The organism is Streptomyces sp. YIM 121038 (genome assembly GCF_006088715.1).
Taxonomy (GTDB): Bacteria; Actinomycetota; Actinomycetes; order Streptomycetales; family Streptomycetaceae; genus Streptomyces.
In genome coordinates this window covers 5,962,140-5,976,113 of the sequence record NZ_CP030771.1, presented here as the reverse complement: position 1 = coordinate 5,976,113, position 13,974 = coordinate 5,962,140, and the positions used below count along the sequence as shown (strand labels likewise).

Here is a 13,974-nt window from a genome sequence, read left to right as displayed (position 1 = left end):
CTTTCCTTAACTGTTGAGGGAGGGGCCGAGGATCCAGGCGGCGATCTCTCGGATCGCGCCGTCACCGCCGGGGACGGAGGTGACCGCGCGTGCGGCGCCGCGTACGACGTCGTGGGCGCTCGCGACCGCCACGGGCCAGCCGACCAGGCCGAAGCACGGGAGGTCATTGACGTCGTTACCGACGTAGAGCACGCGCTCGGGAGCGATGCCCTGCTCCTCGCACCACTGCTTCAGTGCGAGGTCTTTGCGGTCGATGCCGTGCAGCACGGGGAGCTTCAGCTTGCGTGCGCGCGCGGCGACGACCGGGTTCTGTTCCGTGGACAGGATCAGCATCTTCAGGCCCGACCTGCGCAGGGCCGCGATGCCGAGGCCGTCACCGCGGTGCACGGTGACGAACTCCCGTCCGTCGGAATCGATCAGCACCCGGTCGTCCGTCTGGGTGCCGTCGAAGTCGAGTACGACCGCGTCGATGTCGTCGCGGGTCGGAAGGGCCGCCTCGTCGCCCGAGCGCACCGCGTCGAAGAGCGGGGCGAGGGCGCGGGCGCGGGCCAGGTCGTGCGGGTCGTCGATCTCCAGGACGCGCGCGGGGTCGGTCCGCACCAGTTCGGTGTGGCCGAAGAAGCGGTGCTTGTGCTCGCGGAAGCCGGTCGCGTCCATGCCGTAGGCGGCGCCGGTCTCCAGGAGGTCCTGGGGGCGGTCCTGGCGGCGGGGGCGGAAGGACTTGTCGTGGTTGACGCCGTAGCCGCCGGAGGTGGCGGTGTCGGTGACGACCTTGGTCGAGCCGCCCTCCTCGGCGGTGCGCTCGCTCTCGATGGCGGGCGGCTCGTCGCCCGCGTCGCGCCAGACGAAGCCGTGGAAGGGCGCCACGGTGTGGGCCGTGTCGGCGCCGCCGTCGACGATCGCCTCGACGATGCCGTCGACGTCCTCGCGGGTGATGAAGGGGCTGGTGCACTGCACGAGCAGGACCACGTCCACCGGTACGCCGTGCAGCGCCTCGTGCGCGTCCACGGCGTGCAGGACGGCGGCCTCGCTGGTCGCGGTGTCGCCCGCGATGGCGGCGGGGCGCAGGACCACCTCGGCGCCCGCGGCGCGCGCGGTCTCGGCGATGACCGTGTCGTCGGTGGACACGACGACGTGGGTGACCAGGCGGGACGCGGTGCACGCGCGGACCGCGCGGGCCACCAGCGGGACGCCGCCGACCGGTGCGAGGTTCTTCGCCGGCACCCCCTTGGAGCCGCCCCGCGCGGGGATGACGGCGAGGACGCGGCGTGCCGCTGCGCCCTCCGGGTGGGCCTTGGACATGGAGGCTCCTTCAGTGGTGCCAGGTGCGTCAGGGATGCCTGGTGGGGGGTACTGGCCTTGCTGCGGGATCACGGCCCGGCGCTCCGGGCGCGGCCCGGTCACAGCTCGCCCATCCGCCGGATCACCGGCGCGACGCGCTGCACCCCGTGCCGGTAGGCGCCGCGCGCCGCGCTGCGGACGGCCTGCCGTACGGGGCCCGGCTCGCGGTCGGCGGCGGGGGCGCCGGGCAGCGGCGCGCCGTCGGGGCCGAGGTGGTGGCGGGCGAGGATGCCGGGCAGATAGCCGGGGGCCGTGGCCTGCGTGTAGTACGGCTGGAGCGGGGGCAGGCCGCCCTCGGCCGCGCGGCCGACGAGCTCCGCGACCCGCTTGCGGGCCTCGTCGAAGGCCGTGTCGTACGTGCCGTCGGCGGCGACGCCCTGGCGCGCGACCCAGGCCGGGTCGGGCTCCGGGACGTGGCCGGTGTCGAGCTGGTCCCAGGAGGCGAGGCAGCCCGAGCCGATGAAGTGGTGGTTGCCGTGCGCCTCGCGGACGCCGAAGTCGGTGAGGACGGCCGTCGGGATGCGCCGGTGCAGGGATTCGAGCGCGGCCGTGGAGCTGACCGTGACGAGCAGGTCGGTGCGGTCGAGCACCTCGCCCATGTGCCCGTAGACGAGGCGGAAGTTGGGCGGCGCGTCCATGCCCTTGACGAGCTTCTGGTACGGCAGTTCCTCGATGTGCGTGGTGTGCTCGCCGGGCTTGCTGCGCAGCTTGAGCAGGACCTCGCGCTCGGGGTGCAGCCGCGCGTGCCGGGCGAGGCGGTCGAGCAGATACGTGCGCTCGGCGCGCTTCTCCGGTACGGAGGGCTGGGCGGCGAAGACGACCGTGTAGGGGTCGCGGGGCGCGTAGGGCTCGCCGCCGAGGAAGGGCAGGGCGGCCTCCGTGACGCTGTCGGCGTCGGCGCCCACGCCCTCGTACACGGCGCGGAAACGGTCCGCGTCCTGGCGGGAGTTGGCGAGGACGACGTCCGCGCCGTGGCGGAGCAGCAGGCCGTCGGCGAGCTTCTCGTAGACGACGCCGACGTAGCCGGTGACGACGACGGGCCGCTGCCGGGCGCCCGCCCAGTCGCGGGCGAGGCCGTGCAGCACGGCCTGGACGCCGCCGCCGACCAGGGCGAGCACGAGGACGTCGTACTCCGCGGCCCGGCCCCGCATCTCGCTCAGGAACTCGATCGCCGTGACCTCGCGCAGGCTGTCCGCCCGCACGCCGACCTCTTCGAGCTGGCGGGGCGTCGGCGTGGCCCGGCCGCGCAGCAGATATCCGTCGACGTGCACGTCCGCGGCGGCGGCGTGGGGGGCGGCCTGGGCTCCGGTGGCTCCGACGAGGCGCCGCGCGGTGAGCGCGCCCCACTTCCACCGGGTGTCGGAGTCGGCGAGCACGGCGACCCGCGTCGTCTTGTTGCTTACTGGCACAGCGAAGACGCTAGGAAGGCATTCCGATTGGTGGCCCAACTCAGGTGCAACAAACGGTTAACAGCGTGCCGACGAATGGCGAAGCGGCATGGCAAAGGTGTGACGGGAAGCCTGGTTAACCATTCCGCCACGCTTCGTTCACCTGACATCCCACCGCGGGTCAAGACGAATGCCGGGCCGACACCTAACGTCTCGCACGTGGTTAAGCTCTCCGTCATCGTGCCGTTCTACAACGTGCAGCAATACGCGCCCGACACCTTGAAGTCTTTGCGTGCGAACGCGCGTGACGACTTCGAATTCATTCTCGTCGACGACTGCTCGACGGACGAGACGCCGGACATCCTGGAGCGGGCCGCGCGCGAGCTCCCCGGTGCCGTGCACCTCAGACACGAGCAGAACGGAGGCCTGGCCACCGCCCGCAACACGGGTCTGGACGCCGCCCGCGGCGAGTACCTCACGTTCCTCGACGGCGACGACTGGCTCGCGCCCGGCTACTTCGGGCAACTGGTCGCCTCCATCGAGGAGTTGGGGTGCGACTTCGTGCGCACCGACCATGTGCAGTGCACGGCGCGCGCCCGCAGCGTGCACCGCGTCCCGTACGGCAGGCGCGGCGTGGTGCTGAGCCCGCGCGACGTCATACTGCCCGCGGACCGCTCCACGTCCGTGGACTACGCGTTCGCCTGGGCGGGCGTCTACCACCGGCGCCTCCTGGACCGCGGTCTGCTGCACTTCACCCACGGTCTGCGCACCGCGGAGGACCGGCCGTGGATCTGGCGGCTGCACCGCGAGGCGGAAACGTTCGCGGCGGTCAGCCTCTTGGGGGTCTTTTACCGGCGTGGCGTTTCCTCGTCGCTCACCCAGATCGGCGATGTGCGCCAGCTCGATTTCATCAAGGCCTTCGACCAGGTGGTGCGCGAGACGGCCGAGGACCGCGACGCGGACAAGCTGCTCCCGAAGGCCGTCCGTACATATTGCGCGATCATCTCCCATCACTTGGGATCAATCGAAAGGTTCGAGCCGGCGGTGGCGCGAAAGCTGAAGACGCTGAGCGCGGCCGCGCTCAAGCGGATGCCGCAGGGCGTCCTCGACGAGGCGCTCGACTCCATGGACCTCCAGCGGGCCACCCGGCTGCGCCGCCTGCGCCGCCGTCCGGTCGGGGCCGGGGAGGTGGCCGCGTGAGCGCCGCCGGACTGCCGGGCGCCGGGTCCGCGGTGCGCGAGCCGCACACCGCGGCCATGGTCGCCGCGACGCCCGACCACCGCCGGGGCACCACGCAGATCTTCCTGGCGTCCACGCTGTACGGCATCGCCACGCTCGCCGCCGCCCTGGACACCGACCGCTTCGGCCCGGCCGACCGGCGCGTCCTGCTGATCGCCAACAACGCGGCGACGCCCGAGACCACGCCGTCCGTCGCCACGATGCCCGGCTTCGAGAAGCTGCGGACCCGCTTCGACGACGTGGTGTCCTGGAACGAGACCATCTCCCCCTTCCACCCGGGCGGCTGGTCCCCGCGCGGCGACGACCTGCCGCTGTGGGAGCGGTACGTGCGCCTGGCCTGGGGCCTCGGCGACGACCGGGTCGAGCTGGCCGTCGAGTCGATCCAGGTCAACCCGGCGCTCGCGGTCGCGCGCATCTTCGAGGGCGCGCCCGTCGACGTCTACGCCGACGGCCTGATGAGCTACGGCCCGACCCGCAGCAAGCTCGACCCGCTGGTCGGCACCCGGGTCCGGCGGCTGCTCCACCTCGACCTGGTGCCGGGCCTGAAGCCCCTGCTGCTCACGGAGTTCGGCGTGGAGCAGGAGGTCGTACCGACCGACACCTTCGTGAAGGTCCTCTCCGAGCTCGCCGACGACGAGTCCCACACGGGCGTCATCGACGCGCTCCCCGTGATCAGCGAACCGGCGCTGCTGCTCGGCCAGTACCTGTCCGCGCTCGGCATCCTCACCGCCGAGGAAGAGGAGGAGCTGCACGCCTCCATGCTGCGCGGCGCCGCCGAACTCGGGCACACCCGCGTGGTGTTCAAGCCCCACCCGACGGCTCCGGCGCGCTGGTCGCGGCAGCTGGAGAAGGAGGCCGAGCGGATCGGCGTCGAGCTGACCGTCCTGGACACGCCGGTGCTCGCGGAGGTCCTCTACCAGCGGATGCGGCCCGCGCTCGTCGTCGGCTGCTTCTCCACGGCGCTGCTCACCGCGTCCGCGTTCTACGACCTGCCCGTGGCCCGCGTCGGCACGGAGCTGCTCCTGGAGCGCCTGAAGCCGTACGAGAACAGCAACCGCGTCCCGGTCACCCTCGTCGACGCCCTGCTGCCGGACCTGGCCGACCGGGACGCCGTCGCGCACCAGGACGCGCGCCCCGACCCGCGCGCGCTGACCGGCCTGGTGCGCGCGGTGGGCTTCGCCATGCAGCCCAAGATCTATCCGAGCCTGCGCCCGGCCGCCGAGGCGTATCTGGCGGCGCACCTGAGCGACCGCACCTGGCGGTACTTCAAGAAGCGCCGCCTGACGGCGCTCGCGCTGCCCGGGGGCATTCCGGTGCAGCTGGCGTTCATCCCGCGCAACGCGGCGGTACGCAAGGTGGCCAGGCGGGCACGGTCGCTGAAGCGGGCCGCGCTGGGCTGACGGGGCGGCACGCGGGGCGCGCGGGGCCGCCGGCGAGGACGACGGTCAGGGCCGCGCGGCGCGGATCCGGCGCACGACGCGCCGCACCACCGGGTTCCGGCGCAGCGCCGCCGCGCGCACGGGGCTTCCCCCGGGCAGCCCCAGGCTGGTCAGTCGGCGCTTCTTGAAGTACCGGGCGTGCTCGGCGAGATGGGCGCCCAGCCACGCGGCCACCTCGTCCCGCAGTCCGCGGTGTTTGCGGGACTGCATGCAGTACCCGACGGCGGACAGCAACGGGGCCACCCTCTGCGCCAGGGAGTCCAGGTCGAGAGGGGTGCCCACGGCGTCGTGCTCGGCGTCGGGCAGGGCCGCGTCGATGAGGGTGAGCGGGACGCGGTTGCTGTTCTCGTACGGGGTGACGCGGTCGAGCAGCAGATCCGTGCCGACGCGGGCGACGGGGATGCCGTAGAGGGCGGCGGCGGTCAGCAGCGCCGTCGAGAAGCAGCCGATGACGAGCCGCGGCTTCAGGTGCGCGAAGACCGTCTCGGCGAGCACGGGTTCGTGCAGGACGGTCAGTCGCACCCCGAGCGCCGCGGCCGCCGCCTCCAGCGGGGCGCCGTACCCGGCGGGCGCGCTGGGGTGGGGCTTGAACAGCACGCTGTCGTGGCCAGCCCGGGCGGCGGCCCGCACCATGCGGGCGTGCAGCTCCGCCTCCTCCTCCCCGGTGATCAGGTCGATGGCGGAGAGGTACTGGCCGAGCAGGACCGCCGTGGGACGGCCGGGAGCGGCCAGGACGTCGGCGAGCGTCCGGGCGCCGTCCTGTCCGATCCGCGCGAGGACGTCGACGACGGCCCCCGTGGGGACGGCCTCGGCGGCGACGCCGTACTCGGACAGGAGCATGGGGCGCAGTCCCGGTACGAGGTCGAGGTGCAGGACGCGGACGATCCGGCTGTGCATGTCCTGCGGGATGCGGTTGCGGGTCGGCCCGTAGCTCATCAGGCCGTCGGCGTAGACGTGGAGGGGACTGTCCGCGAAGATCTCCGCCACCGCCCGGGAGGGGCTGGCCTGGATGGACTCGCAGGCGATCTCCACGGGGGCGTCGCCCAGGTCCCAGGCCAGGCGCAGGGCCCGCTCCCACAGCGGGGCGTCCTGGGCGCGCGGGGACCAGCCGGCGGGGTGGTGGGGCGCGATGCACGCGTTCCAGGAGTGCACGGCGTCGAACTCGGTCAGCAGCCGCTCGGAACCGGGCATGCGGTCCCAGGGAGTGGTGACCTCCGGCACGGCGGCGACGTTGCTGACGACGAGGACGCGGCGGTGGGCCGCGCGGGGGCCGAAGAGGCCCGCCCGGAGGGCCGCGGTGACGGTGGCGGCGGCGTACTGCGTGGCCGCGAAGAAGACCTGGATCACGGCGCGATCCCCTTCAGGCCGCCGCGTATCCGCCGGAGCGCCTGTACGCGTCTCTCCCCCATGCCCACCAGCGCCGCGTCGAGCTCCGCGTCGGTCATCCGCTCCAGCGCCTCGGCGCTCCTGCGCCGCAGTTCGGCGTGGACGCCGCGGTCGAAGCGGTCGCGGTCGAGGAGTTGGTGGGCCATGACCACGCAGTAGCCGCGGAGTGCCTTCGCGCGCAGCCTGCCCGCCTCCGGGTCGTCGTCGAGTTCGCTCAGGACGAGGTCGAACGAGCGGAAGAAGTCCAGCTGGCGCTCGTCGCCGATCCGGGTCAGCGACGTCGCCACGCCCCGGCGGTAGAAGACGCCGCGCAGGCCGGAGACGACGTAGGACTCCGCCCCGCGGTGCAGCGCCCAGATCCAGGGGCGGTCCTCGGCCGTGCGCAGCCCGTCGTGGAAGCGCAGCAGACCGGTGTCGAGCAGCCGCCGGTGGTAGACGCCCGCCCAGGCGTACGGGTAGTCGACCATGGTCGTGGAGTCGACGGGGAGGATGGAGGACCGCGGGTCGAGCGGGGTGTTCCGGCGGCCTTCCGGGGCGCGGTGGATCTCGCGGGCGGTGCCGTTCGCCTGGACGTGGTCGGTGCGGACGAAGTCGGCGTCGAAGCGCTCGGCGCAGTCCACGAGGGCGGCCAGATAGCCGGGGGCGAGCCAGTCGTCGCCGTCCAGGAACGTGAGGTAGCGCCCCTCGGCGATGTCGATGCCGGTGTTGCGGGCCGTGGCCAGGCCGCCGTTCCGCTCGTGCCGGACCACCCTGCTGTGCGTCAGCCGCCGCGTGAGCGTCAGGAGTGCCTCGTAGGTCCGGTCCTTGGTCGACCGGTCCTCGACGAAGACGAACTCGAAGTCGTCGCGGTCGTTGTTGACGAGGCTGGTCACGGTCTCCGGGACGTACGCCTCGACGTTGAAGCAAGGCACGATCACGGACAGTTTCGGTGGGTGGTTGCTCACTCGCGCACCTGTGCTCTCTCGGGGGCGGTTCCTGGGACGGATTCCTGGGGAACGGGGGCGTCCGGCACCGCCACCGCGGGCCACGGGCACGGGGTCGGTGGGCAGGCCGGAGGACGCCTCGGGGGCCGCGCGGGTTCGGGGGGTCCCGGGCCGAACGCCCGGCGGCGACCCGATGCTGACAGGCGTGCTCCGGCTCGCTCAACGGACGGAGTCCCGGGCCGTCGGCTCCCGGCCCTTTTCTCCGTGAACACGTGCTGAACCGAGCACCATGGAGCGATGAACTCGCGCTGGAGCGCCACCCCGGCGCGCGTCGCTCTGCCGTGAAATGGCGGGTGGAGCCCGGAAGGCCGGTCTTTCGGACCCGCCCGGACGGCCGCCGGGAAAGTGGCCGTGCGGGGGCCCCGGCGCGAACGCGGCGCCGCTCGGCGGCGAACACGCGGGCGCGGAGACACGGACACGGCGTCGACGCCCTCGGGCAGGGGCGGCGCCCGGGACCCGCGCGGCACCTCCCGCGAACGCACCGGCGGCCGGGCGACAAGTACAGGGCGAGGCCGCCGACGGGCGGTCCCTGAGAGGGAGGGCCCGTGGCCAAGGACCCGGACGGACAGGAGCGGCACGCGGTGCGGGACCCGGTCGCCTTCGCGTCGCTCGTCGAACGGCACTCGGCGGCCCTGCACGGCTACTTCGCCCGCCGCGCGCCGCAGGCCGCCGACGACCTGCACGCGGAGCTGTGGCTCCGCGCGTACGCGGCGCGGCACGGCTTCGACCCCGCGCGCGGTTCCGTACGCGCCTGGCTGTTCGGCGTGGCCAGGAACGTGCTGTCCGCGCACTGGCGCGGGCTCGCCGCGCACGGGCCCCACGTGCCCAGGAACCCCGGCAGCGACGACCCGTGGGCGGCCGTGGACGACCGGCTCGTGGCCGCCGCCCTCGCCCCCAGACTCAGAGCCCTCCTGCGCGAACTCCCGCCGGTGGAGCGGGAGTTGCTGCTTCTCGTCGCCTGGGAACAGCTGACGCCGAGCGAGGCCGCCTCCGTGGTCGGCATCCCGGCCGCGACGGCCCGCACCCGGCTGCACCGCGCCCGCAACCGCATGCGCGCCGGCACCGCCTGCGACATGGCTGGAGACCCGACATGACCGACCGCACCGAACGCGACGAGATCCTCGACTTCCCGGGGGCCGACGAACTGGTCGCGGCCGGGGCCGTCGCACCCCCTCCGGCGGCCGTCGTCGCCGCCGCGCGCGAGCGGTGGGCGCGGCGGACGGAGAGCGAGCAGGCGGCGGACACCGGGTGGGGGGTGCCACTGGTCGTCATCGGGAGCGGCGAGCCGTCGGGCACCGCGGCGCGGCGGAGCCGCCGCCCGCGCCGCAGGGTGCTGGCCGCGGTCGCCGCGGCCGCCGCCGTCGTCGTCGCGGGCGCCGTCGCCCGTCCGGTGCCGGACGCGGACGGCACCCCGGCGTCGGCGCCGACGATGTCGACGACCGCGTTCCTGAACACGATGGCGGGCGTCGCGTCGGACCAGCCCGAGCTGAAGCCCGGCGCGTACTGGATGGTCCGCGCCGAGACGACGGGCAGAGGGGCCCGGTCCTGGTACAGCGACTTCCGGGGCCACACCTGGGAGGCGGGGCCGCGCCGCACGGTCAACGGGAAGGGACAGAGCGTCGGCCCCTGGACGGTGGGCCCCCGGAGCCTGTCGGGGAACGAGCTGGAGAAGCTGGACACGGACCCGGACAAGCTCATCGACGGCTTCTCGAAGGCGCCCGCGCGACGCTTCGAGGAAGTCATGGACCTCCTCGCGGAGTCACCGGCGCGTCCGTGGCTGCGCTTCGCGCTCTTCAAGGTCCTCGCGCGGATCCCGGGGGTGGAGGTGGGCGGCACGGTGCGGGACAGCCGCGGCCGCCCCGGCAAGGAGGTCACCTTCACCGGCGGGGCCGCGGGCCGCGGCCCCGCCCCCGAGCGGCTCTGGGCGCGCTGCGTGATCGACCCGAGGACCTCCCGCGTCCTGGAGGACCGGTCCGGGACCAGCACGGGGCGCGCCTACCGGAAGACCTTCCTGGAGATCGGCTGGACCGACCGCGTGGCCTGAGCCGACGGCGGCCCGACCGGCCGGGCTCACGCGCGGGCGGCCCGGCCGGCCGGGCTCACGCCCCCGGGCCGCCGCGCAGCGTCGCCCCGATCCCCGTCACCACCGCCGCGAGGCCCGTCTCGAAGCCGTCCTCGTAGCCCCGGAACATCTCCTCGCCCGCGGCCACGGCCAGGGGGTAGTCCTTCAGGCGCTCGGCGCGGGCGGCCAGGTCGTAGCCGCCCGCGCCCGCCGCCGTGTCCGGGCCCGTGGCCTGCTCCTCGATGACGCAGCCGATCGTGTAGCTGTACGCGGTCAGCCAGGCGCGGGCCGCGGCGCCCGGGGTGAAGCCCGCGCGGGTCAGGCGGTGCAGCTGGGCCTCCATCGGCGCGGCGTACGAGATGTCGGTGAAGTGCGTGCCGCTGTAGACCTTCGCGCCGTCGCGGTAGCGCAGGAGGTGGCGGCGCAGCGCGCGCATGGCCCCCGTGAGGGCGGCGGCCCAGTCCCCGTCGGCCGGATCGGGACCGCCCGCCAGGTCCGCCGCCATGCGGCGCAGCATCTCCGTCGCCATCTCGTCCAGGAGCGCCTGCTTGTCCTTGAAGTGCCAGTACAGGGCGGGGGCCTTGACGTCGAGGCGCTGGGCGATCGCGCGCAGGGTCAGCCCGTCGAGGCCGGTCTCGTTCAGCAGGTCGAGGGCGACGCGCGCCACGCGGGTGCGGTCCAGTCGTGTCGTAGCCACCTTGACAATTTAACACCGTTAAGCGCATGCTCCGGGCATGGCACTTAACAGCGTTAAGGAAGCAGGAACGGGCCGCGCGCAAACGGGCCCCACGGAAGCGGGCCGCGCGGAAGGGAGCCTCACCCAAACGGACGTCCTCATCGTGGGCGCGGGCCCCACCGGCCTCGCCCTGGCCGTGGACCTCGCCCGGCGCGGCGTGCCCGCGCTCGTCGTCGACCGCGCCCCGCGGCTGTTCCCCGGCTCGCGCGGCAAGGGGATCCAGCCGCGCACCCTTGAGGTCCTCGACGACCTCGGCGTGGTCGGCGCCGTACTGGAGGCGGGCGGCCCGGCCCCGGTGGGCATGCGGTGGGCCGGGGGCAGGCGGCAGGGCGAGTACCGCATGTTCGACGAGCCGAGGGTCACGGAGGCCGCGCCCTACGCCGGTCCGTGGCTGCTGCCGCAGTGGCGCACGCAGGAGATCCTGTACGCGCGCCTGACCGAGCTCGGCGGCACGGTGGCCTTCGGCATGGAGGTGACCGGGCTCGACCAGGACGCGGCCGGGGTCACCGCGCGCCTCGCGGACGGCTCCGCGGTCCGGGCCGCCTACGCCGTCGCGGCCGACGGGGGCCGCTCCGCGGTGCGCCACGCGCTCGGCATCGGCATGACGGGCGAGACCGTCGACCCCAAGCCGATCCTCGTCGCCGACGTCCGCGTCCGCGAGGGCGCGCTCGACCGCGACAACTGGCACATCTTCCCGCCGTCGCCCGGCGCGGGCTTCACCGCGCTCTGCCCGCTGCCGGGCACGCCCGACTTCCAGCTCACCGCCCAGTTCGCCGACGGCGGGGCGCCCGACACCTCGCCCGCGGGCGTGCGCGAGGCCGTGGCCGCGCGCACGCACCTGGCGGCCGAGGACGTGACGGAGGTGCGCTGGGCCTCCGACTTCCGGCCGCGCGCGGCGCTCGCGGACCGCTTCCGGGCGGGGCGCGTGTTCCTGGCGGGCGACGCGGCCCACGTGCACTCGCCCGCGGGCGGCCAGGGCCTCAACACGAGCGTGCAGGACGCCTACAACCTGGGCTGGAAGCTCGACCTCGTCCTGCGGCACGGGGCGCAGGACGCGCTGCTCGACACGTACGAGGAGGAGCGGCTGCCCAACGCCGCGCGGATGCTGGACCTGTCCACCCGCATCCACCGCGGACAGGCCCGCAGGGGCGCGGCCACGCGCCAGCTCGGCCTGGAGTACCGGGACTCGCCCCTGTCCCTGGACACCCGGAGCCCGCTGCCGGAGGGCGGCCTCCGCGCGGGCGACCGCGCCCCGGACGGCCGCCTCGGCACGGGACGCGTCTTCGACGCCTTCCGCGGCCCGCACTTCACCCTCCTCGCGGTGGGCACGGAGGCCGAACCCCCGGCCGTCAACGGCGACTTGGTGCACACCCGCCGAACGCAATCCCTGGACGGCTACGGCGAGGGCCTCTTCCTCGTCCGCCCGGACGGCTACGTGGCCTGGGCGGGCCGGAGCGGAGAAGATCTCCGGAGCCAGTTGACCTCAAGCAAGCTTGAGGTCCTACTTTCGTGGTCATGACGAACGACACGAACGACACGAAGCCCGTCTTCACCCCCTCCCACAGCGACGCCGAGCTGGTCAACCAGCCCATCGGCTACTGGAGTTCGGCCGCGGGCCAGGCCGTCGTGCACCACATCCGCACGATGCTCGCCGAGGAAGGGCTCACCCAGCCGCAGTGGTGGGTCCTCAACCAGGTCCCGGCGGACGGCCCCCGCGACCGCGCGGAGGTCGTCGGGGTCCTGCGCGGCTACCTGGAGTTCGGCGAGGGCGGCATCGAGCACAACATCGACGCCCTGCTCCGCCGGAAGCTGCTCACCGAGGAGACCGCGGGCGGGGTGCGCGGGCTGGCCCGCACGGAGGCCGGCCACGCCCTCCAGCAGCGGGTCGCCGCCCGCCAGCGGGAGACCCGGCAGCAGATCCACGAGGGCATCGACGACGCCGAGTACGTACGGGCGCTCAAGGTCCTCCAGCGGATGATCCACAACGTCAACGGCTCGGCCTGGCACCACTGAGCCCCAACGGGCCCTCGTCGAGGCGTGGTTCACAATCCTTCGCGGGTGGGAAACACTGCGGAGGGTCGGCCATCGCAGTGACACGAGGTGACGTGGGGGATCCATGGGCAGGGTCGCGAAAGCCAGGGGACGCGCGGCGGCGGGTGCCGTCGTCGCGCTGACCCTGGCCTGCGGATGCACGGCGCAGGCCGTCGGCACGGCGGGCCGGGACGGCAGGGGCGACGGGGACGACAGGGGCGTCGCCAAGGCGGCGCCACCGAGGCGCACGGCTCCGCACGCTCCCGACCCCACACCCACGCGCTCCCCCACGCCGAGGATCAAGTCCCCCGTCTCGCGGGCCGAGCTGCCCCCGTCCAAGCTGCCGAAGCCGACGCCGCCGCCGTCGTGGACCCCGCCCCCGCCGAAGGCGACGCCGCCGCCCCCGCCGGGCCCGGTGCTCATGGCGCAGGGCAAGCGCGGCGAGCGGGTGCGCGAGCTCCAGGCCCGGCTGCGGCAGCTCAGCTGGTTCCACCAGTACCCGACGGGTCTGTACGGCCCGGCGACGGCCGCCGCGGTCAAGGGCTTCCAGGGCAAGCGGGGCCTCGCCCCGACCGGTGCGACGGACACCCGCACCTGGGCGCGGCTCCTGCGCATGACGGACGAGCCGACGCGCTACGCCCTGTATCCGGACGGGGGCATGCCGCCCGCCGAGCCCGACCGGCGCTGTCTGACCGGGCGCGTGCTGTGCATCAGCAAGGAGAGCCGCACGCTGACGTGGATGGTCGACGGCAAGGCCCTGTCGACGATGGACGTCCGCTTCGGCTCGGAGTACACCCCGACGCGCGAGGGCGTCTTCACGGTCTTCTGGAAGTCCCGCCACCACGTCTCGACCCTGTACGACACGCCGATGCCGTACGCCATGTTCTTCAGCGGCGGCCAGGCCGTGCACTACTCGTCGGACTTCGCGGCGCGCGGGTACGCCGGGGCGTCGCACGGGTGCGTCAACGTCCGCGACGAGGGGCGGATCGCCGACCTCTTCAAGAAGGTCGAGGACGGGGACCGGGTGGTCATCTACCGGTAGCCGGGGGCCGGTGGTCCGGCCGCTGCGGGGAGTGAGGGCGCGGGCGGAATCGGGGGAACGAATTCCGCCCGCGCCAATGGCACGGAGCCGTAGGTACGGGGGGAACCCCGGCTCGTGCGCGGGCCGATGACCAGTCGGCTCACTCTTTACTGCGCCGGGGGGCCGGAAAGTGTCACAGGGGCCGGATGCGGCTTGCGTCACACCGTGGCGGCGGGCCCGACCGGCCCCATCGGCGCTCCGCGCCTCGTCCTCAAACGCCGGACGGGCTGAAAGTCTCCGACGCGGCCGGATCCCGTCTGCGGCTCACAGTCGAGGCGCGCGTCCGCG

Annotated in this window: 12 protein-coding genes; 7 read left to right on the top strand and 5 right to left on the bottom strand. The window is 74.0% G+C overall.

The annotated features are described in order from the left end of the window. Nucleotides 1–6: 6 nt before the first annotated feature. The gene (locus tag C9F11_RS25680) at nucleotides 7–1,302 is read right to left on the bottom strand and encodes an N-acylneuraminate cytidylyltransferase (RefSeq protein WP_138961463.1); all 1,296 of its coding nucleotides are present in this window, start codon (nucleotides 1,300–1,302) and stop codon (nucleotides 7–9) included. Between the two features lie 98 nt (nucleotides 1,303–1,400). Then, on the bottom strand, nucleotides 1,401–2,750 hold the full coding sequence (locus tag C9F11_RS25675; protein ID WP_138961462.1) for a DUF6716 putative glycosyltransferase: 1,350 nt from the start codon (nucleotides 2,748–2,750) through the stop codon (nucleotides 1,401–1,403). A 198-nt stretch (nucleotides 2,751–2,948) separates the two neighbouring features. Between C9F11_RS25675 and C9F11_RS25670 the strand changes: the two genes are divergently transcribed. After that, entirely contained in the window at nucleotides 2,949–3,929 is a 981-nt protein-coding gene (locus tag C9F11_RS25670) for a glycosyltransferase family 2 protein (protein ID WP_138961461.1), read from the top strand. Between the two features lie 56 nt (nucleotides 3,930–3,985). Beyond that, entirely contained in the window at nucleotides 3,986–5,368 is a 1,383-nt protein-coding gene (locus C9F11_RS25665) for an alpha-2,8-polysialyltransferase family protein (protein ID WP_138966984.1), read from the top strand. Between the two features lie 45 nt (nucleotides 5,369–5,413). On the opposite strand, the gene C9F11_RS25660 is transcribed toward C9F11_RS25665, so the two are convergent. Together C9F11_RS25660 and C9F11_RS25655 are read right to left on the bottom strand one after the other, a co-directional pair. Beyond that, complete coding sequence (locus tag C9F11_RS25660) at nucleotides 5,414–6,754, bottom strand: polysialyltransferase family glycosyltransferase (RefSeq protein WP_138961460.1); 1,341 nt, start codon at nucleotides 6,752–6,754, stop codon at nucleotides 5,414–5,416. Then, on the bottom strand, nucleotides 6,751–7,737 hold the full coding sequence (locus C9F11_RS25655) for a glycosyltransferase family 2 protein (protein ID WP_138961459.1): 987 nt from the start codon (nucleotides 7,735–7,737) through the stop codon (nucleotides 6,751–6,753). The genes C9F11_RS25660 and C9F11_RS25655 overlap by 4 nt, the downstream gene beginning before the upstream one ends. Before the next feature lie 584 nt (nucleotides 7,738–8,321). Here C9F11_RS25655 and C9F11_RS25650 point away from each other — a divergent pair. Both C9F11_RS25650 and C9F11_RS25645 read left to right on the top strand, forming a co-directional pair. After that, nucleotides 8,322–8,870: an RNA polymerase sigma factor gene (locus tag C9F11_RS25650; protein ID WP_138961458.1), complete on the top strand. Its 549-nt coding sequence runs from the start codon at nucleotides 8,322–8,324 to the stop codon at nucleotides 8,868–8,870. Then, nucleotides 8,867–9,820 (top strand): hypothetical protein, encoded by a 954-nt coding sequence (locus tag C9F11_RS25645; protein WP_138961457.1) that lies wholly within the window; start codon nucleotides 8,867–8,869, stop codon nucleotides 9,818–9,820. The genes C9F11_RS25650 and C9F11_RS25645 overlap by 4 nt, the downstream gene beginning before the upstream one ends. Nucleotides 9,821–9,875: 55 nt before the next feature. On the opposite strand, the gene C9F11_RS25640 is transcribed toward C9F11_RS25645, so the two are convergent. Beyond that, on the bottom strand, nucleotides 9,876–10,544 hold the full coding sequence (locus tag C9F11_RS25640; protein ID WP_138961456.1) for a TetR/AcrR family transcriptional regulator C-terminal domain-containing protein: 669 nt from the start codon (nucleotides 10,542–10,544) through the stop codon (nucleotides 9,876–9,878). 28 nt (nucleotides 10,545–10,572) lie between these two features. Here C9F11_RS25640 and C9F11_RS25635 point away from each other — a divergent pair, with 28 nt between their 5' ends. The 3 genes from C9F11_RS25635 to C9F11_RS25625 all read left to right on the top strand — a co-directional run bounded on the left by C9F11_RS25635 (nucleotide 10,573) and on the right by C9F11_RS25625 (nucleotide 13,647). Continuing rightward, nucleotides 10,573–12,093: an FAD-dependent monooxygenase gene (locus C9F11_RS25635; RefSeq protein WP_138961455.1), complete on the top strand. Its 1,521-nt coding sequence runs from the start codon at nucleotides 10,573–10,575 to the stop codon at nucleotides 12,091–12,093. After that, the gene (locus C9F11_RS25630) at nucleotides 12,090–12,587 is read left to right on the top strand and encodes a MarR family winged helix-turn-helix transcriptional regulator (RefSeq protein ID WP_138961454.1); all 498 of its coding nucleotides are present in this window, start codon (nucleotides 12,090–12,092) and stop codon (nucleotides 12,585–12,587) included. Before C9F11_RS25635 ends, C9F11_RS25630 begins: the two co-directional genes overlap by 4 nt. A 103-nt stretch (nucleotides 12,588–12,690) precedes the next feature. Then, the gene (locus C9F11_RS25625; RefSeq protein WP_138961453.1) at nucleotides 12,691–13,647 is read left to right on the top strand and encodes a L,D-transpeptidase family protein; all 957 of its coding nucleotides are present in this window, start codon (nucleotides 12,691–12,693) and stop codon (nucleotides 13,645–13,647) included. Nucleotides 13,648–13,974 lie beyond the last annotated feature (327 nt).

Bases quoted from the DNA above. Each gene is read 5' to 3' on its own strand.
- C9F11_RS25680 (WP_138961463.1), bottom strand. From the start codon at position 1,302: ATGTCCAAGGCCCACCCGGAGGGCGCAGCGGCACGCCGCGTCCTCGCC.
- C9F11_RS25665 (WP_138966984.1), top strand. From the start codon at position 3,986: ATGGTCGCCGCGACGCCCGACCACCGCCGGGGCACCACGCAGATCTTC.
- C9F11_RS25645 (WP_138961457.1), top strand. From the start codon at position 8,867: ATGACCGACCGCACCGAACGCGACGAGATCCTCGACTTCCCGGGGGCC.
- C9F11_RS25635 (WP_138961455.1), top strand. From the start codon at position 10,573: ATGGCACTTAACAGCGTTAAGGAAGCAGGAACGGGCCGCGCGCAAACG.
- C9F11_RS25630 (WP_138961454.1), top strand. From the start codon at position 12,090: ATGACGAACGACACGAACGACACGAAGCCCGTCTTCACCCCCTCCCAC.
- C9F11_RS25625 (WP_138961453.1), top strand. From the start codon at position 12,691: ATGGGCAGGGTCGCGAAAGCCAGGGGACGCGCGGCGGCGGGTGCCGTC.